The following is a 17,184-nucleotide window of genomic DNA, read 5'->3' as shown; positions in this document are numbered from 1 at the left end:
GCCTCCGCGGGGGCGCCCCAGATCGCGCAGAGCTTCGGGTTGACCCTGAGCACCTTCAGGCTGCGCGGGTCGAGCTGCACGATGCCGAGGTTGGCGCCCTCGAAGACCGCGCGGAACTGGGCCTCGCCGCGGTTGCGCTCGGTCACGTCGAGCATCGCGCCGATCATGCGCAGCGGGCGCCCCTGCGCGTCCCGGACCATGTAGCCGCGGTCGAGCACCTCCGCGAAGGAGCCGTCCGCGCGCCGGAATCGGTACTCGTGCGCCCACTCGGCGGCGGTGCCCGCGATCACCGCGCGGATGTCCTGCTCGACGCGACCCCGGTCGGCGGGGTGGACCTGGGCGAGCCACCACCCGCCGCTCGCCTCGATCCGGTCGAGCTCCCATCCGTAGGCGGTGGTCAGCGCCTCGTTCCACGTCACCGCGTCGGCGACGAGGTCCCAGTCCCAGATCGCGTCGTTGGTGGCGCGGGTGACGAGGCGGTAGCGCTCCCGCACGGCCTGCTCGGCGAGCGCCGCCCGCATCCGGTGCGTGATGTCGCGCACCGTGCCGACGATGCGGGTCACCCGGCCGCCCGAGACGACGTGGCGCCCGCGCGCGGCGATCCAGCGCGTTCCGTCCCCCGGCGCGGCCTCGTCCGGCAGTCGGACGCGGTACTCGGCCTCGAACAGGCCGGTCCCCTCGGGGCGCAGCGCGGCGCGAAGCGCCGCGTCCACCCCGTCGCGGTCCTGCGGGTGAAGGCGCGGCAGGAACGTGCCCGCGTAGCTCACCGGCTCGTCCGGTCCGAGCCCGAAGAGGGCGCGGGTGCGCCCGTCCCATTCCAGCCGGTCCCCGACGGGGTCGAAGTCCCAGATCCCGATATCGCCGGCATCGAGCGCGAGGCGCATGAGGAGCGCGCTCTCGCCCAGGCGCACGAGGCGCGGGCCGAGGCTGTCGAGGCGCCCGGTCTCGCGGGCATCGTCGGCGGGGCGGTCGGTCATCGGGGCGGTCGGGACGGCGGTGCCTCGTCCCGCGCGCGGTGCCCGCATGTGCCGGACTGGCCGGGATGCCTTAGCGGGCGCAGGCATCCGGTCAAGGGGCGCGGTCGCGGTGCGGGCATGCCGCGCCCGTCAGCGCCCGGCGTCGGCGAGGGGCACCGCCACCGGCACGGGCAGGCCCAGCACCGCCTCGTAGTGCTGGCGCACCACCGCGTGGCACTCGCAGGAGCCGGCCTCCATCTCCGCCCGCCCGAGCACGTGGATGCGCCCGCGCCCGACCCGGATCAGTCCCTGGACCTGGAGCGTGCTGAGCACCCGGGTGAGGTAGGTGCGCTGCACGCCGAGCATCGCGGCGAGCGTTTCGTGGGTCACCGGCAGCTCGTCCGTGCCGAGCCGGTCCTGCAGGGTGAGGAGCCAGCGCAGGCAGCGCTGCTCGATCGGGTGCAGGGCGTTGCAGGCGACCGATTGCAGGACCTGCGCGAGCAGGCAGTCCCCGTAGCGGCTCAGGAGGTTGCGCAGCGTGGCCGAGCGGCGCTTGGCGTCCTGCAGGCGCGCCGACTCGATGCGCAGGACCGGGCCGCCGATCTGCACGACCGCCTGGGTCGAGGACGGGATGCGGCCGTTGCTGACGATGCCGCCCACGGCCCCCTCCCGCCCGATCGTGGCGGTCTCGGCGCGGCGCCCGTCCTGCATGGTGATCAGGAGCGAGACGACCGCTCGGTCGCACGGGAAGGTGATGACCTGCACCTCGCTCCCGGCCTCGAACAGGATCTCACCCCGCCGGACCGTCGCGGCTTCCAGATGCGGGACGACGAGGTCGCGATCCGCGTCGCTCAGCGCCTTGAGGAGTTGGTTGTTCTCGAACGAAGAAACAGGCGCGGCCGGCATCGTGCGTTACTATCGGGGGATTGCCGGCCCTCCTACAACATCGATTGCGCGAAATCTGTCTGTTTGTAGACAGACCGTGAACGGATCCCGGAGTTTTCCTCCCGCTGACGCACGTCCGCGTCGGCGGCCTCCCGGCCCAGGCTCGACGCGGCGGCGTCCGGGACGCGGGGCGGCCGCGTCCCCCCGGCCTACTTGCCGGTGCAGAGCCCCTGCGAGGACAGGCGCGAGTGGTCGCGCGGGTCGCAATCCGTCGAGAGGAAGGAGGCCCACTCCGCCTGCGTGCCGTAGAAGGCGTTGCGGTCCACGTCGCCGCGCACGCCCGGCACCCGGCCGGTCGAGGTGAACTGCCAGAGCATCCAGCGGCGGTTGGAGAAGCGCTGCTCGGGCTCGGCGGCGGTCGAGCGCAGCCAGTGCGGGTAGTCGGGCAGCTCGCCCTCGAGCACGTCCTTGTGGAAGGTGATGTCGGTGTAGATGATCGGGCGCTTGCCGGTGTAGCGCTCCATCTCCTCCAGCATGTAGCGGGTCATGGCCAGCGCCTGCTCCTTCGGGAGCTTCTTCGGGCAGGTCTGCGAGTGACCGTTCCACTCGACGTCGAGCACCGGGGGCAGGGCGGTCGGGTCGTTGGGCACGTTGCGCTTGAACCACTCCATCTGGTCGCGCGCCGAGCGGCACCAGAACACGAAGTGGTAGGCGCCGCGCGGCACGCCGGCCCGGCCCGCACCCTCCCAGTTCTCGCGGAAGCGCTCGTCGACGTGGTCGCCGCCCTCGGTGGCCTTGATGAAGGCGAACTGCGTGCCGGCGGCGCGGACGGAGGCCCAGTCGATCGGCCCCTGCCACTTGGAGATGTCGATGCCCTGGATGGGGTGACGCTTGGCCCGCGCCACGCCCGGATGGGGCTTCACGTCGCCCTTGGTCGGGTAGAAGTCGCTGTTCTGGGCGCAGGCGGCGAGCCCGGCGAGCGCCGTCACGGCGAAGGCCCTGCGGGCGAGGCCCGCGATGCGGCCCCGCGCGGCCCGGGACGACGTCAGGGAAGACCAGATCCTCAGCGACATCGATGCCCCGCACCCGCCTCATGCGCCAATCACAGGGGTATTCGATGCCCTTCTGGCGGTTAACAGAACTTTGCGGGCATTGCGGCGGAATTCCGGAACGCGTGGCGGGCCGGACACATAGCCGCCGCGGAGCCGCTTTGCGCGGCCGCGGGCGGCGGCTTAAGTACCGGTTCGGACACGCATCTTCGGATCGGCACCTTGGGCAAGACTCTGTTCACCATAGGCTACGAAGGCATCGACCCCGAGCGCCTGACGGGGGCGCTGCGCGACGCGGGCGTCGGGCTCCTCGCCGACGTGCGGGCGGTGGCCAACTCGCGCAAGCGCGGCTTCTCGAAATTCGCCCTGAAGGCCGGCGTGGAGGAGAAGGGGATCGGCTACGCGCATCTGCGGACGCTCGGCACGCCCAAGGCCGGGCGCGAGGCGGCCCGCGCCCACGATGCCGGGCTGATGCGCAGGATCTACTGCGAGACGGTGCTCGATACCGCCGACGGCGGGCTCGCCCTCGACGCGCTCGCCGAGATGGCGGAGGGGGCGCCGACCTGCCTGCTCTGCTACGAGCGCGACCCGGAGCGGTGCCACCGCCGCGTCCTGGCCGAGCGCCTGGCGGCGCGCGGCTTCACGACGGTGGACCTGTTCGGCTGAGGGCCGGCTCGACGGGGGCCCAGACGCTTCGGGAGGACCCGGTTCAGCCCCCGTGCACGAAGCCCAGGCGGAAGCGGGGTCGGGGCGCGGCGCCCCGCCGGCCGGCCAGGAGCGCGCGCGGCGCGGGCAGCGCCGCGACCCGGGCGCGCCAACCCGCCGCCAGGGCACGCCAAGCCGCCGCCAGGGCGAGCGCCTGCGCGCGCCACGACCCGAGCAGGCTCGCGAGGCGCGGGCGCGGCCGGATCGTCGCGACGCTGCGCAGGGGCTCGGCCACCGGCCCGGGCGCGGCCACCGGCACGTAGAGGGCCTCGAAGAACGAGACGTCGAACAGGCTCGCGCCGCCCTCGCCGGTGACCGCGAGCTCGGCGTTGAGCAGGCGCTGCTCGCCGCCGTGATCGGCCACGAGCCGGCGCACGATGATGCGCGCGAGGTCGCGCGCCTCGGCCTCGTCCTCCACCCACTGGCCGGTGCGCTCCGGCAGGTAGGCGTCGTCGAGGCGGATGTTGAAGAACACGCGGATCATGATCAGGCGCTCCCTGTTCATGCCGGCGGGACGCGACTCCGCACCCGCCCTGCGGGGTGGATGGGAGGTCAGGCGGCCTGCGGCGTCTCGGCGGCGGGCTCGCCCGGCTGGGACTGGACCTGACGCGGGTGGAAGGCGTCGGCCAGCAGGTTGAGGCGGTGCGCCATGTCGCGCACCTCGTTGAGGGCGATCGACTTCTGGCCCTCCTTGACCGCGCGGGTGATGTCGCTGATCTGCGACGTGGCGATGCGCTTCAGCTCGGCGGCGAGCTGGTCCTTCGTCATCATGCTCGGGTCCCGGAGGGTGCTGGACGGATCCACACCCTCGCGCGCGCACCGTTACCAGAGCGTTTCGCCGCCGCCGGCCGGGTTGTGCCGCGGCCCGGGCGCTCAGTCCCCACCCGCCTCGCCGCGCGCCCCGGCATCGACGTCGCCGAGCCGGCGGCCGATCCGTCCGAGGAGCGCCTCGAGCGGCAGACGCACCTCCGCCGGCCCCTCGCGGGCGACGATGCCGTGCGCCTCGATGCAGATCTCGGCGAGCCGGCGGAGCGCGGCCTGCGCGCCCGGATCCGCCGGCGCGGCGCCGGCGGCCGCCGGCACGGTCTCGATGTCGTGTCGAAGCTTGGGCATGTCGGAATCTCCCGGATGTTCGCTCAGCTCGCGAGGCGCAGCGGGCGCGGGGGCCGCGCGCTCAGGACGGAGGCGTCGTCGCCGCGGACGGCGCGCAGGCGCGCCAGGGTGCGCGCGTCGAAGGCCGCGCTCACCGCGACCGTGTCCTCGCCGGCGATCGGGCGGGGCAGGCCGAGCGGCGTCACCCGGAAATGGAGCTGCACGAGGCGCAGCAGCCAGAGCGGGTTCATCTCGATGACGATGGCATCGACGCCGGATTCGAGTCCCCACTCGACGATGCCGGTGAGAAGCGCGCTGCCGACGGGGCTGAGGATGCGCCCGCGGTCCCGGTGGCCGCGCTCGACGGCGTAGCGGGTCCACTCCCAGACATGGGGGCTGCGCGGCGGCTCGACCTCGCAGAGTTCGGACAAGACCTCGGTGAGCAGGTAGGGCCGCGTCGTCGGCAGCATGCGCTGGTAGCCGACCACGGTGCCCGCCTCGATCGCCAGCATGTGCAGCGCGTGGGCGTCGTCGAACCCGTCGATCTCGCGGCCGTCGGGGCGGGCGAGGTCGGACCAGCCCTTCTCCTCGACGAAGACCCGGTGGCGCAGGCGCCAGGCCTGCTCCAGGGCGTCGGCGTAACGCGCCGTGTTCTCGGCCGTGACGATGTGGATCATGGCGATCTCCGCGATGGATGATCGCCGTTATCCGCAACCTGGAAGAGAGCTCACAGTCCGCGATCGCGTACCATTCCGCAGCCCGCGACGCTCTCGATGTTAGGAAAACAGCCCTCGGGACGGCTTCTCACAGCCAGATCACGGGCTCGAAAGAGACACTCTAGGTTATAAGTCCGCGGCGCAAGGCCTCGGCCACCGCATGGGTGCGGCTGCCGGCACCGAGCTTGCGGTGGACCGAGCGCAGGTGCTTCTCGGCCCCGTGCTCGGAGATCGCCATCAGGGTGCCGATCTCCCACTCGCTCTTGCCGGCGGCGGCCCATTGCAGGGCCTCGCGCTCCCGCGGCGTCAGGCGCACGGGCGGGCGCCCCCCGCCCTCGTCGGCCACGTGGCTGAGGACCAGCGAACGGCCGAAGACGTAGGAGGCGATGAGGTGCAGCATCCCGCGCAACTCCGGCGAGAGGTCGAGCCGCTCCGCGCCGAAGCTGAAGCCCGCAACCCGCCCGTCCAGCGTGACGAGCGGCACGGTGAAGCCCTGGCGCAGCCGGAAGTCTCCGGCCTCGTCCATCACCCGCCGCGCGGCCGGATCCTCGCGGTAGAGCGGCTCGATCTCCGACCAGAGGAAGGGCGTCGCGTCGGTCGTGAGGCGCCGGATGGTGGGGTCTCGGTCGAGATGGCCGACCCGGAAGTAGCGGTCGGTCCAACCCTGCGGCGTCCGGTCGATCAGCACGTGGGCGGCCTGCGCGCTGCGGCCGATCCCGGGCAGCGGGATGACGCCCGCGAAGGTGCTCTCGACGCCGAAGCGCGCCACGGCCCGGACCAGGCAGGCGTTCAGGTCCTCGACGGTGCTCGCGCGATCGAAGGAGCGGAACAGGTCGTAGGTATGATCGACGAGCTTGGGAAGCATGCCGGACCGCGCAGGATGCGGGACGCGCGTCCCGGATCGACAAATCTATAGGACGAGGATTCGCGATTAGGCTATAGCCGGCCGCGCGGCGGCAACGATGCAAGGGGATTGTGCGTGGAACATGTCCCAGACGGTGATCCGCTAGCTCGCCCCACGTCGGAACGCACGGCAACACTTCTGGCCGAGATCGCATCCATCCTGCGGGTCGATCCGATTATCTTCCTCGACGGTCGTATCCGTGAGAGCGTCGGCCGGGATCTTGCCGCGGACGACCTCGTCGAACTGCTCGCCCTGTTCCGGTCGATCGACGCGCCGGACGTGCGCGAGGCGGCGCGCGGCCTGATCCGAACGCTGAGGCGCGACGAGGACCGGGAGGACTGAGCCGGCGCGTGCCGGGCTCACGCGCCCGCGACCATTTCCCGCTGTGCCGTCCGGAGCCTTGTGGGGCCGGCGCCTCGTCCCCTAATGCCGTGGGCGATTGTCCCACACTGGCGCGGATACGATGGCCCGGTTCTTCATCGACCTGCACGACGGCGCGAACTTCGTGCGCGACGGCGTCGGCTTCGACCTCGCCGACGAGGCCGAGGTTCGGGCCAAGCTCGTCCGGATCATGGCCAAGATCGCCCAGGGGCTCGCGCCCGGACCCGAGCGCCAGGATTTCCTGGCGGTGGTCCGGAACGACCGGCGCGAGGTGATCCTGCGGGCCCACCTCGCGCTCGATATCGAGCGCGTCGATACGCCCTGAGGGTCCCTCCCTACCAGCAGACCCGCGGCAGGCGCCGCTTCCAGCGCTCGCCCAGCGGCAGCGCCTTCTCGGCTCGGCGGCCGGAGCGGCGGACCGGCTCGGCGGGCTTCGCCTGGACCGATCTGGGCTGCGTCGACGTCGGCTGGGCCGAATCGACCGGTGCGGGCGGCGCCTCAGGGCGGCTGGCGGGCTCCGGCTCGGCCCGGGCCGGTTCCGTGGGCGCCTCGGTACGCGGGAGCTTGACCCGGCGCACCCGCGGCAGGCGCGGCTCGCGCGCGACGGACGCGGCTTCCTCGGCCTCCTCCGGCTCGGCGGCGGGAGCCGCGATCAGGCTCGGCAGGATGCGGCGAGGCGCCGGGCGCCCGACCGGCGCGGTCTCCGCCTCGGCCGGGCGGGCGGGACCCGCGCCGAACAGCGCGGCGGCCTCGAGGCTCGGAAAAGCGGGAGAGGGCTGCTCGATCAGCGGCGCACGCACGGGCAGGGTCGCGGGCGCCTGACGGCCGCGCGCTTTCGTCTCGACGGTGAAGGACCGCCGCACGCGATTGCGTGACATCGTGGGGATTTGTCTCTCGTGGATCAATGTTGCGCAGAATGCGCAGTCCTAGAGATGGAGCAGCGCGGCCGTTTTGTCGAGGCGCTGCTGATCGGATCTTTGCCGACATGGATAAAGGCCCGAGCCGCTAGGGCCGGTTCTCGTCCTCCGGCGGCTCTACGGCCTCGGCGAAGGGAAATTCCAGCACGACCTCGCCGGCCGCGTCGGTGACGACAAGGCTGGCACCCAACAGCCGGGACTGGCCGGCCCGATCGCGCCCCATCAGGGTCCGGGCCGTATCCCGCGCGGTTTCCCAGGCCTGGTCCGGGTCCCGAAGCTCGACACCGTCCGGGTCGGCGACCCGGTCGGCGCCGATCCGGGTGTGGAAGAAGTAGCGGGGCATCGGCCGCGGCCCGGCGCTCACAGTCCCTGGGGCTGGCCGCTCTGCGCCGGCTGCCGGCTCTTCTTGTTGGCCTCGTGGTGGCCGATCGCGCAACCGGCGGCGGCCCCGGCCTTGCCGTGGCCCACCATGTGGCCGGCGACGCCGCCCGCCACGGCGCCCTTCAGGCAGCCCTTGGCCTCCGCCGCGGTCGCGCCGAGGCCGAGGGCGATTCCGAGCGCGAGGGTCGGGAGCAGCGTGGTTCTGGTCTGCATCATCGGGATGTCTCCTTCGCCCGGACAACCGGCGCCCGCGGGGAGACGTTCCGGCCCCGCGCGGGGCTCTCCCTCACGCCATGTCCTCCCAGACCACGCGGCCGACGCCCGCCTCCGCGCGCAGCCGGGCGAGCAGGCCGAGCGGCCAGTCGGGCATCGCGGCCCCGTACGCGCCGAGGCAGCGCAACTCACCGCGCGCGCCCTCCTGCTCGAGGGTGGTGGAGCGCACGCTGAACCCGGTCTCGGCCAGGCGAGCGAGGAGCGCGGCGTGCGAGGTGAGCGCGGGGTCGAACACCACCGTCACGGCGCCGTAGCTGCGGCGCCGCAGGACCCGCTCGACCGGGCGCAGGCCCTGGAGGGTCACGAGTGCGAGGCCGGTCGCCGCCGTCCCGAGGGGCCACGCACCCGCCCCGAAGCACAGACCGATCACGGTCGCGAGCCAGACGGTCGCCGCGGTGGTGACGCCGCGCACGATGTTGTCCTGCTTGAGGATGGTGCCGGCGCCGATGAAGCCGATGCCGGCCAGGATACCCTGCGCCAGCCGCATCAGGTCGAGCCGCATCAGGCCCTCGCCCGACCCGCGGCTGCCGGCCAGCAGCCAGTTGGCGAGCAGCATCGCGGTGCAGGCCGCGAGGCAGATCAGCACGAGGGTGCGCAGGCCCGCCGGATGACCGAGTTCCTCCCGGTTCCAGCCGAGCAGGAGCGCGGCGGCGAAGCTCAGCCCGAGGCGGAGCAGGACGGTGTCGAAGCCGAGATCGGAGGTCATGGCGTTTCGTCGTCGCGGATGCCGGCAGGTCCGGCATAGCAGGTCCGGCAGAGACGGAACGCCGCGTGCGCGCCCGCGTAACCACGCGGAAACCGACGGACGCCGTGGAGGATCGGCCCGAGGCCGCGGCCCGGATGGGCCGGCGCCGCGGCCGACGCGGCGCCGGAAAACGACAAGGGGCCGGCAAGAAGCCAACCCCGCATCCCATCCTGCAATTCGATGGTACCACCGCCCCGGCTCGAACGGGGGACCCCCAGATCCACAATCTGGTGCTCTAACCAACTGAGCTACGGCGGCACTGGCTGCGATCTATCCCGAGCCGCCGGGCTTTTCAAGCGGGTTGTCGGGGCGAGGGGCCGGGTTTGTTGTGCGAAGAACGCAGGCCCCGTGGATCGGGGCGCGCCCGCGCCCTAGGAACAGAGGCGTGAGCCAGCGCAGCACCCGCAGACGCGTGCCGGCCGCCGCGGCCGGGCCCGCGGCGCGACCGGCCCCACCGGCGAAGCCGCCCCGCGGCGGCGAGGGCCGAGGCGGGGAGGGCCGGCGCGCCGGCCGTGCCTGGATCCAGGCGCCCGAGCGCCTGCGCGCCTTCGTCCGGCGCAGCGAGGCCGGGCTGGTGCTGCTCGCCGCCGCGACCGGCTGCCTCAGCGGGCTCGTGGTCTCGGCCATGAACATCGCCACGCAGAGCCTGCGCGAGCTGCTCTACGGGCTGCCGGCGGGGGCGCGCCTCAGCGCGAGCGCCGGGATCGATCCCCTGACGCTGCTGCTCGCGCCCTGCCTCGGCGGCGCGGTGCTCGGCCTCCTGATCCTCGCGGTCGGCCGCTTCCGGGCGATGCGGCGCGCGGCCATCGACCCGATCGAGGCGAACGCGCTGCACGGCGGCCGGATGTCCCTGCGCGACAGCCTCTGGGTCTCCCTGCAGAACGTGGTCTCGAACGGCTCCGGGGCCTCGGTGGGACTCGAGGCGGGCTACACCCAGATCTGCGCCGGCATCAGCTCGCGGCTCGGGATCAGCTTCGAGATGCGGCGCGCGGACCTGCGCACCCTCGTCGGCTGCGGGGCCGCGGCCGCGATCGCGGCCGCCTTCGGGGCGCCGCTGACCGGCGCCTTCTACGCCTTCGAGCTGATCATCGGCACCTACGCGATCGCGACGCTGACGCCCGTCGTGGTGGCGGCCCTCTGCGGCAGCCTGGTCGCGCAGGCGATCGTGCAGACGGAGCCGCTCGTCGCCTTCGAGAACATGCAGGCGGTTGTCACCTCGCAGGTCACCAGTGCCGAGATCCTGCCGAGCCTGGCCCTCGGCCTCCTCTGCGCGGGATTGGGCATCCTGATCATGCGCGGCGTCACCCTGGTCGAGCGGCTGGTCCAGGCGAGCCGCATCCCGCGGGCGGCCGCGCCGGCGCTGGGCGGCCTCTGCGTCGGCGCGCTCGCGCTCGCGGTCTCCCCGCAGGTGCTCTCGGGCGGGCACGGCGCGCTGCACCAGCACTTCGCCGCGACGGCGCAGGGCTACGACGTCCTGGCGCTCGGCCTGCTCTTCGCCGCCAAGGCCACCGCCTCGGCAATCTCGATCGGCTCGGGCTTCCGGGGCGGCCTGTTCTTCGCCTCGCTCTTCCTCGGCGCGCTCGCGGGCAAGCTCTTCGCGATCCTGGCGCCGATGGCGGTGCCGGCGCTCGCGGGCTTCGGTCTCACGCCGCTCGCCTACGCGGTGATCGGCATGAGCGCGCTCGCGGTCGCGGTGATCGGCGGTCCGCTCACCATGACGTTCCTGGCGCTGGAGGTGACCGGCTCGCTGCCGATCACCGGGCTCGTGCTCGCGGCGGTGATCGCCTCCTCGCTCACCGTGCGCAAGACCTTCGGCTACTCCTTCGCCACCTGGCGCTTCCACCTGCGCGGCGAGAGCATCCGCAGCGCGCACGACATCGGCTGGATCCGCACCCTCACGGTCGGGCGGCTGATGCGGCGCGACGTCCGGCCGGTCAGCCTCGACACGCCCTTGGCGAGCTTCCTGCGCGCCCACCCGATCGGCTCGCCCTCGCGGGTGATCGTGGTGGACGCGGCCGAGCGCTACGCCGGGATCGTGCTGGTGCCAGAGGCCCACGCGGCGCTGCGCGACGCGGGCGGCGCGGGGGGAACCCTGAAGGACGTGCTGCGCCACCCGCAGGATTTCCTGACGCCCGAGATGAACGCCAAGGAGGCCTCGGCCGCCTTCGACCGCTGCGAGAGCGAGGCGCTGGCCGTCCTCGACGGCCCCGAGCAGCGCCGCGTCATCGGCATGCTCACCGAGAGCCACACGCTGAAGCGCTACAGCGACGAATTGGAGCGCCAGCGCCGCACGATCGCCGGGGAACCCGGCTGATTGTCAGCGCCCCGACGGACCGCCCCGTTGACCGGGACGGCGTGCAGGCTCATCCGGCCACAACCAGAAGATACAACACCCGCATCGGAGGACGGCATGGGCAGCGCGCGCAGGTACCGCATCGCGGTGATCCCCGGCGACGGCATCGGCAAGGAGGTCGTGCCCGAGGGCGTGCGGGTGCTGGAGGCGGCCGCCCGACGCCACGGCTTCGCGCTCGAGCTCGACTGGTTCGACTTCGCGAGTTGCGACTACTACGAGCGCCACGGGCGGATGATGCCCGAGGACTGGAAGGCCCGGATCGGATCGCACGACGCGATCTTCTTCGGGGCGGTCGGCATGCCGGAGCGCGTGCCCGACCACGTCTCGCTCTGGGGCTCGCTGATCCTGTTCCGGCGCGAGTTCGACCAGTACGCCAACCTCCGCCCGGTGCGCCTGATGCCCGGCGTGCCGAGCCCGCTCGCCGGCCGCAAGCCCGGCGACATCGACTTCTGGGTGGTGCGCGAGAACACGGAAGGCGAGTACTCGAACGCGGGCGGACGGATGTTCGCCGGCACGGACCGCGAGTTCGCCCTGCAGGAGACGATCATGACGCGTCACGGCGTCGATCGGATCCTGAAATTCGCCTTCGAGCTGGCCCGGACGCGCCCGCGCCGGCACCTGACCTCGGCCACGAAATCCAACGGCATCTCGATCACGATGCCCTACTGGGACGAGCGCGTGCGGGCGGTCGCCGAGCACTACCCGGACGTGACCTGGGACCAGTACCACATCGACATCCTGACGGCGCACTTCGTGCTGAACCCGGACCGGTTCGACGTGGTGGTGGCCTCCAACCTCTTCGGCGACATCCTGTCGGATCTCGGGCCGGCCTGCACCGGCACGATCGGCATCGCGCCCTCGGGCAACATCAACCCCGAGCGGCTCCACCCCTCGGTGTTCGAGCCGGTGCACGGCTCGGCCCCCGACATCGCCGGCCAGGGCATCGCCAACCCGATCGGCCAGATCTGGTCGGGCGCGATGATGCTGGAGCATCTGGGCGAGCGGGAAGCCGCCGCCGAGATCGTCTCGGGAATCGAGCGGGTGCTCGCCGAGCGGACCCTGCGCACGCGCGACCTCGGCGGCAACGCCGACACGCAGACCTGCGGCAAGGCGGTCGAGCAGGCGCTGGGTTAGGGGCGGCGCGGGCGCGGGGCAGGAGCCTACCCGGCCGCGCGCAGCAGCGCGTCGAGCTTTCCTGCCAGCGCGTCCGCATCGCCCGCCAGATGCAGCATCTTCTGCCGCCCGGTCGAGCCGGACAGGATCGTGACGTCGGCCCGGCGCAGATCCAGCACGGCGGCGAGGAAGCGGACGAGCGCGGCGTTGGCCGCGCCCTCGACGGGAGGCGCGGCGAGCCGCACGGCGAGCGCGGGACGTCCCTCCGCGTCGTGGACGACCCCCGCGACCGCCTCGCGCCCGCCCCGCGGGGTCACCCGTACGGCGAGGCGCAGGCCGCGCACGTCCCTGGTGTAGGGCGGCGTGATCCCCGGCGACACGTCGCGCATCATATCCTCCCGCCAGTCCCGCGGCGCGGACCCGCCCCGCGGCCGGGCCGTTTACACGGGTTCCCCGCTCCGGCATCAAGCGGCCGTCCCGGCGACCCGGGCGGAGCCCGGAGGCGGCATGAACGCGCGTGAGGCACTCCTCGACGCACCCCGGCTGGTGCCGCCGCGGCGGGAGCCGGCCGCGCGCCAACTGCCCCTGATCCCCTACATCCAGTCGCTCCGGGCCAACGCGCTCCTCGGCTGGCCGTCCTCGGCCTACGAGGAGCCGGTTACGAAGCGCCGGGTTCTCGGCCGGAGCAGCTTCACGGTCTGCGACCCGGACGCGATCCGGCACATCCTCGTCGACAATCAGGCGAACTACCTGCGCACCTCCGGCTCGGTGCGCATCCTGCGCCCGATCCTCGGGGACGGCCTGCTGATCAGCGAGGGCGCGGCCTGGCGCCACCAGCGCCGGGCGCTCGCCCCCGCCTTCACCCCGAAGGCGATCGAGCGGCTGGCGCCCCACATCGCCTCGGCGATCGAGGACGGGATGGCCGAGCTCACGGCGGAGGCCGCGCGCGGGCCCGTGGCCCTGTTCGGCTTCCTGCACCGGCTGGCGCTGGAGATCGCCGGGCGCAGCATGTTCTCGGTGGCGATGGAGCGGCACGGGCCGGAGCTGCGGCGCTTCATCGCCGAGTACTCGGTGCGGATCGGGCGCCCGCATCTCCTCGACATCCTGATCCCGCTGGGTTGGCCCGCCCCCCTCGACCTGCCGCGCGCCCTGTTCCGGCGGCGCTGGACGCCCTTCCTCGACACGATCATCGCGGCACGCGCCGCCGAGGCCGCCCCGCGCGAGGCCCGCGACCTGCTCGACATCCTGATCGCCGTGCGCAACCCCGAGACCGGCGCGGCCTTCAGCTACGGCGAATTGCGCGATCAGGTCGCCACCATGATCCTGGCCGGGCACGAGACCACCGCCGTCGCGCTGTTCTGGGCGCTCTACATGTTGGCGCTCGCGCCCGAGCTTCAGGAGCGGGTCGCGGCCGAGGCACGGGGCGCCGACCTCGCCGAGGCGGCGGGCTGCGCGAGCGACGGCCGCCTGCCCCTGACCCGCGCGGTGGTGGACGAGACCCTGCGGCTCTACCCGCCGGCCTTCCTGATCGTGCGTCGCGCGGTCGCCGCCGACCGGATCGGGGCGCACGCGATCGCGCCCGACGACATCGTGGCGATCCCGCCCTGGGTTCTGCACCGCCACCGCCGCTTCTGGCGCGACCCGGACGCCTTCGATCCGGCCCGCTTCCTGCCGGGCGCCCCCCCGGTGCCGCGCTACGCCTACCTGCCCTTCGGAGTGGGGCCCCGCGTCTGCATCGGCGCGCAGTTCGCGCTGACCGAGGCGGTGCTGGCGCTCGCCCGCATCGTCGGGCGCTTCCGGATCAGCCCGATCGACCCGCGGCCGATCCTGCCGGCCGCGGTCGTCACGACCCAGCCCGAGCACACGCCGCCGTTCCGGCTGGAGGCGCGGCGCTAGCCGGTAGGCGGGAGAAGCCCCGCAACGAAAAAAACCCGCGGATCGAGAGCGATCCGCGGGCGTCAGGCCGTTCCCCGACCGTCCATTCAGGCGGCCTTCTTCTCCTTCTCCGCCGCGAACTTCGCGGAGGAGTTGAGCGGCAGCTCGATGTCCACGCCGAGGGTGGAGACACCCTCGCCGCGGTCGAGGGTGATCTTCACCTTGTCGCGCTCGACCGCGACGTGCTTGGCGATCACCGCGAGGATCTCCTCGCGCAGCGTGATCACGAGATCCGGGCGCCCGCTCTCCGCGCGCTCGTGGGCCAGGATCAGCTGCAGCCGCTCGCGGGCGACCGTGCTGGAGGTCCGCTGCTTGAAGATGCCGCGCAGGTTCATGCCGCCCTCCGCATGAAGAGCTTGTCGAGGAAGGACTTGCGCTCGGTCGGCATCGTCATCGGGACGCTCTCGCCGTTCAGGCGCTTGGCGGCGTCCGCGTAGGCGCGGGCCGGGGCGCAGAGCGGGTTGTTGAGCGTCACCGGGCAGCCGACGTTCGAGGCCTTGAGGACCTCCTGGCTCTCCGGGATGATGGCGAGCAGGGGGATCGAGAGGATCTCCAGCACGTCCTCGGTCTTCAGCATGTCGCCGCGGTCGGCCCGGTTGGGGTCGTAGCGGGTGAGGATCAGGTGCTTGTCGATGGTCTCGCCCTTCTCGGCGCGCACCGTCTTCGAGTCGAGCAGGCCGATGATCCGGTCGGAGTCGCGCACCGAGGAGACCTCGGGGTTGGTCACCACGACCGCCACGTCCGCGTGCCGCATGGCGAGCTGGGCGCCGCGCTCGATGCCGGCCGGGCTGTCGCAGATCACCCAGTCGAACTTTTCGCGCAGTTCCTCCATCACGCGGGCGACGCCCTCGTCGGTGAGCGCGTCCTTGTCGCGGGTCTGGGAGGCCGGCAGCAGGTGCAGCGTCTCGAGGCGCTTGTCCTTGATCAGCGCCTGCGGGAGCTTGGCGTCGCCGTTGACCACGTTGATGAGGTCGTAGACGACGCGCCGCTCGGCGCCCATCACGAGGTCGAGGTTGCGCAGGCCGACGTCGAAGTCGACGACGCAGACGCTCTTGCCCGACTGCGCCAGGGCGGCGCCGAGGGCCGCGGTGGTGGTCGTCTTGCCGACGCCACCCTTACCCGATGTTACGACGAGAACCTTTGCCATTCTCGTTCCTCCTCAATCCAAGCTTGCCATTCGGATAGCGCCGCCATCGAGCCAGATCTGCGCGGGTCGACCGCGCAGATGGGACCCCATGTCCTCGGCCGTGCGGACGAGGCGGTCGATCCCGAGAAGCTCGGGCTCGAACTTGCGGCAGCAGATGCGGGCGCGGGGGTTGCGGGCGGCGCCGGCGATGGCGCGCCCCCGCAGGGCGCCGTAGATGTGGATGGAGCCGCCGGCCAGGATCTCGGCTCCCGAGGAGACCGAGCCCATCACCGTCACGTCCCCGGTGCGGTGGACGATCGACTGACCGGAGCGCACCGAGCCCTCGATGGTGAGCGAGGTGGTCTCCGGCTCCGCCGGCGGCAGCGCCGGCAGGTCGAGGTTCCGCGTGGGCCGGCCGTTCGCCAGAAGCGGCGGCAGGCCGTCGTCGGCGACCCCGAACGCTTCCTGGGCCCCTTCGAGGCCGAGGATGCGGATGCGGCGGGCGCGCAGATCCGCGAGGATCGTGCGGAGCGCCTCCGGCTCGGGCTCGAGCCCGGCGAGGTCGAGGATCACGGCGCGGCCGTCGAACAGGGTCGGCGACCGCCGGAGCGCCGCGTCGAGTCCCGCGAACCAGTCGGCGAGCGGCATCTCGGGCGTCAGCGCCAGCGCCTTGAAGGCGCGCCCGCGGAAGGCGGGAGGGCGGGGTGTGGGAGAGTCCGGAAGGGTCTGGCTGGTCACGGCTCAACGATTCCTTACCGGATCATTGACGGCCGACATGGTTACCGAAGCGTTAAGGTCCGGGATCCTGTGCGCATTTCATGCGAGGATCCTTGGATCGGGCGTCGACACGAACGGTCTGCCGCGTAGCTTCGCCGAGTTCGGCGGATGAAACGCCGCCGCTTTCCCGGATCACCCTCCGCTGACGCTCCGGGCGTCCGGGAAAACGGCGGTGACCTTCGATAGAGCATCGCCCGCTTCGACGCGGGAGCGCGCCGCCATGCGAGGCGCAGGATGCGCCGCGCCCCCATCTCACCCCCGGTCGAGCAGCGCCAGCCGGATCGCGTCCTCGACGAGCCGCACCTCGACCGCCTGCGCGCGGAAGGCCGCGTCGAGGTCGTCGGCCGCCTTGTAGAGGCCGTCGATCGAGACGAGCTCGGGCTCGAACTTGCGGCACCAGATCCGCGCGCCCGCATGGCCGGCCGCACCCGCGATCGCGCGCCCGCGCAGGGGGCCGTAGACGTGGATCGAGCCGCCCGCGATCACCTCGGCGCCCGAGGCGACGGCACCCATCACGATCACGTCCCCCTCCAGATGCAGGATCGTCTGACCCGAGCGGACCGGCTGGTCGAGGATCAGCGAGCGGGCGGGGGATGGCGGCGCCGCCGCGTCGGGTGCGGCGTCGGCGGCCGGGGCATCGCCCTCGGGCGGGGCGACCTCGCCGGCCGGGCGGCCGCCCGAGAGCGCGGGCGGCAGGCCGGGGCCGAGCACGCCGGGCGGCGCCCCCTCGACGCCGAGGATCGCGATGTCGCGGGCGGAGAGATCCGCGACCAGTTCCTCCAGGTCGGCCCGCGTCAGGCGCAGGCCCGTGAGGTCGAGGATCACCGGGCGCCCGGCGAAGAAGGCCGGCGCCCGGCGCCCGAGCGCGTCGAGCTC

Annotated in this window: 23 protein-coding genes and 1 tRNA gene; 6 read left to right on the top strand and 18 right to left on the bottom strand. The window is 72.8% G+C overall.

Annotation, left to right across the window (positions count from 1 at the left end):
* The 3 genes from AX737_RS19385 to AX737_RS19375 form a co-directional block, all read right to left on the bottom strand.
* Positions 1-977: PAS domain-containing protein (locus tag AX737_RS19385; RefSeq protein WP_245293479.1), on the bottom strand; the 977-nt coding region annotated here is incomplete at its 3' end.
* Positions 978-1,106: 129 nt separating this feature from the next.
* Positions 1,107-1,862, bottom strand: coding sequence for a Crp/Fnr family transcriptional regulator (locus tag AX737_RS19380; RefSeq protein ID WP_066924227.1), 756 nt, complete (start codon positions 1,860-1,862; stop codon positions 1,107-1,109).
* 188 nt (positions 1,863-2,050) lie between these two features.
* Complete coding sequence (locus AX737_RS19375; RefSeq protein ID WP_066924225.1) at positions 2,051-2,914, bottom strand: GH25 family lysozyme; 864 nt, start codon at positions 2,912-2,914, stop codon at positions 2,051-2,053.
* Between the two features lie 198 nt (positions 2,915-3,112).
* Between AX737_RS19375 and AX737_RS19370 the strand changes: the two genes are divergently transcribed.
* Positions 3,113-3,556 (top strand): DUF488 domain-containing protein, encoded by a 444-nt coding sequence (locus AX737_RS19370; protein ID WP_066924222.1) that lies wholly within the window; start codon positions 3,113-3,115, stop codon positions 3,554-3,556.
* Between the two features lie 43 nt (positions 3,557-3,599).
* Here AX737_RS19370 and AX737_RS19365 read toward each other — a convergent pair whose 3' ends face one another.
* The 5 genes from AX737_RS19365 to AX737_RS19345 form a co-directional block, all read right to left on the bottom strand.
* Complete coding sequence (locus tag AX737_RS19365; RefSeq protein WP_066924220.1) at positions 3,600-4,100, bottom strand: hypothetical protein; 501 nt, start codon at positions 4,098-4,100, stop codon at positions 3,600-3,602.
* A gap of 47 nt (positions 4,101-4,147) precedes the next feature.
* Complete coding sequence (locus tag AX737_RS19360; protein ID WP_082773151.1) at positions 4,148-4,366, bottom strand: hypothetical protein; 219 nt, start codon at positions 4,364-4,366, stop codon at positions 4,148-4,150.
* 102 nt (positions 4,367-4,468) lie between these two features.
* Positions 4,469-4,708, bottom strand: a complete 240-nt coding sequence (locus AX737_RS19355; RefSeq protein WP_066924218.1) for a hypothetical protein — start codon at positions 4,706-4,708, stop codon at positions 4,469-4,471.
* A gap of 23 nt (positions 4,709-4,731) precedes the next feature.
* Entirely contained in the window at positions 4,732-5,364 is a 633-nt protein-coding gene (locus AX737_RS19350; protein WP_066924216.1) for a GNAT family N-acetyltransferase, read from the bottom strand.
* Between the two features lie 160 nt (positions 5,365-5,524).
* Positions 5,525-6,268 carry an autoinducer binding domain-containing protein gene (locus tag AX737_RS19345; RefSeq protein ID WP_066924213.1) on the bottom strand — a complete coding sequence of 248 codons (744 nt, stop codon included), beginning with the start codon at positions 6,266-6,268 and terminating at the stop codon, positions 5,525-5,527.
* 114 nt (positions 6,269-6,382) lie between these two features.
* On the opposite strand from AX737_RS19345, the gene AX737_RS19340 reads away from it, so the two are divergent.
* Positions 6,383-6,649 (top strand): hypothetical protein, encoded by a 267-nt coding sequence (locus AX737_RS19340; protein WP_156453842.1) that lies wholly within the window; start codon positions 6,383-6,385, stop codon positions 6,647-6,649.
* 121 nt (positions 6,650-6,770) lie between these two features.
* On the top strand, positions 6,771-7,013 hold the full coding sequence (locus AX737_RS19335) for a hypothetical protein (protein ID WP_066924210.1): 243 nt from the start codon (positions 6,771-6,773) through the stop codon (positions 7,011-7,013).
* A gap of 10 nt (positions 7,014-7,023) precedes the next feature.
* Here AX737_RS19335 and AX737_RS19330 read toward each other — a convergent pair whose 3' ends face one another.
* From AX737_RS19330 to AX737_RS19310, 5 genes are all read right to left on the bottom strand, one after another.
* Complete coding sequence (locus AX737_RS19330; RefSeq protein ID WP_156453841.1) at positions 7,024-7,566, bottom strand: DNA-binding protein; 543 nt, start codon at positions 7,564-7,566, stop codon at positions 7,024-7,026.
* A 127-nt stretch (positions 7,567-7,693) separates the two neighbouring features.
* On the bottom strand, positions 7,694-7,948 hold the full coding sequence (locus tag AX737_RS19325; protein ID WP_066924206.1) for a hypothetical protein: 255 nt from the start codon (positions 7,946-7,948) through the stop codon (positions 7,694-7,696).
* 17 nt (positions 7,949-7,965) lie between these two features.
* Positions 7,966-8,199 carry a hypothetical protein gene (locus AX737_RS19320; protein ID WP_066924233.1) on the bottom strand — a complete coding sequence of 78 codons (234 nt, stop codon included), beginning with the start codon at positions 8,197-8,199 and terminating at the stop codon, positions 7,966-7,968.
* 73 nt (positions 8,200-8,272) lie between these two features.
* Complete coding sequence (locus AX737_RS19315; RefSeq protein ID WP_066924203.1) at positions 8,273-8,965, bottom strand: MgtC/SapB family protein; 693 nt, start codon at positions 8,963-8,965, stop codon at positions 8,273-8,275.
* Positions 8,966-9,185: 220 nt separating this feature from the next.
* Positions 9,186-9,262, bottom strand: a tRNA-His gene (locus AX737_RS19310).
* Between the two features lie 367 nt (positions 9,263-9,629).
* Between AX737_RS19310 and AX737_RS19305 the strand changes: the two genes are divergently transcribed.
* Entirely contained in the window at positions 9,630-11,318 is a 1,689-nt protein-coding gene (locus AX737_RS19305; protein ID WP_238230716.1) for a chloride channel protein, read from the top strand.
* A gap of 96 nt (positions 11,319-11,414) precedes the next feature.
* Complete coding sequence (locus tag AX737_RS19300) at positions 11,415-12,491, top strand: tartrate dehydrogenase (RefSeq protein ID WP_066924201.1); 1,077 nt, start codon at positions 11,415-11,417, stop codon at positions 12,489-12,491.
* A gap of 26 nt (positions 12,492-12,517) precedes the next feature.
* Here the strand turns inward: AX737_RS19300 and AX737_RS19295 are convergent, their stop codons facing one another.
* The gene (locus AX737_RS19295; RefSeq protein WP_245293478.1) at positions 12,518-12,862 is read right to left on the bottom strand and encodes a DUF167 domain-containing protein; all 345 of its coding nucleotides are present in this window, start codon (positions 12,860-12,862) and stop codon (positions 12,518-12,520) included.
* 115 nt (positions 12,863-12,977) lie between these two features.
* Here AX737_RS19295 and AX737_RS19290 point away from each other — a divergent pair, with 115 nt between their 5' ends.
* Positions 12,978-14,366, top strand: coding sequence for a cytochrome P450 (locus AX737_RS19290; RefSeq protein WP_066924197.1), 1,389 nt, complete (start codon positions 12,978-12,980; stop codon positions 14,364-14,366).
* Positions 14,367-14,452: 86 nt separating this feature from the next.
* On the opposite strand, the gene minE is transcribed toward AX737_RS19290, so the two are convergent.
* From minE to minC (AX737_RS19270), 4 genes are all read right to left on the bottom strand, one after another.
* Positions 14,453-14,740, bottom strand: a complete 288-nt coding sequence (gene minE / locus AX737_RS19285) for a cell division topological specificity factor MinE (protein ID WP_066924195.1) — start codon at positions 14,738-14,740, stop codon at positions 14,453-14,455.
* Entirely contained in the window at positions 14,737-15,552 is an 816-nt protein-coding gene (minD, locus tag AX737_RS19280) for a septum site-determining protein MinD (RefSeq protein WP_066924193.1), read from the bottom strand. The genes minE and minD overlap by 4 nt, the downstream gene beginning before the upstream one ends.
* A 12-nt stretch (positions 15,553-15,564) precedes the next feature.
* Positions 15,565-16,179 (bottom strand): septum site-determining protein MinC, encoded by a 615-nt coding sequence (gene minC, locus AX737_RS19275; RefSeq protein WP_066924229.1) that lies wholly within the window; start codon positions 16,177-16,179, stop codon positions 15,565-15,567.
* Positions 16,180-16,560: 381 nt separating this feature from the next.
* Positions 16,561-17,184: septum site-determining protein MinC (gene minC, locus AX737_RS19270; protein WP_066924191.1), on the bottom strand; the 624-nt coding region annotated here is incomplete at its 5' end.

The sequence above is a fragment of the Methylobacterium sp. CCH5-D2 genome (assembly GCF_001556475.1).
Lineage (GTDB): Bacteria > Pseudomonadota > Alphaproteobacteria > Rhizobiales > Beijerinckiaceae > Methylobacterium > Methylobacterium hispanicum.
This window is presented reverse-complemented; position numbering and strand designations above follow the sequence as displayed.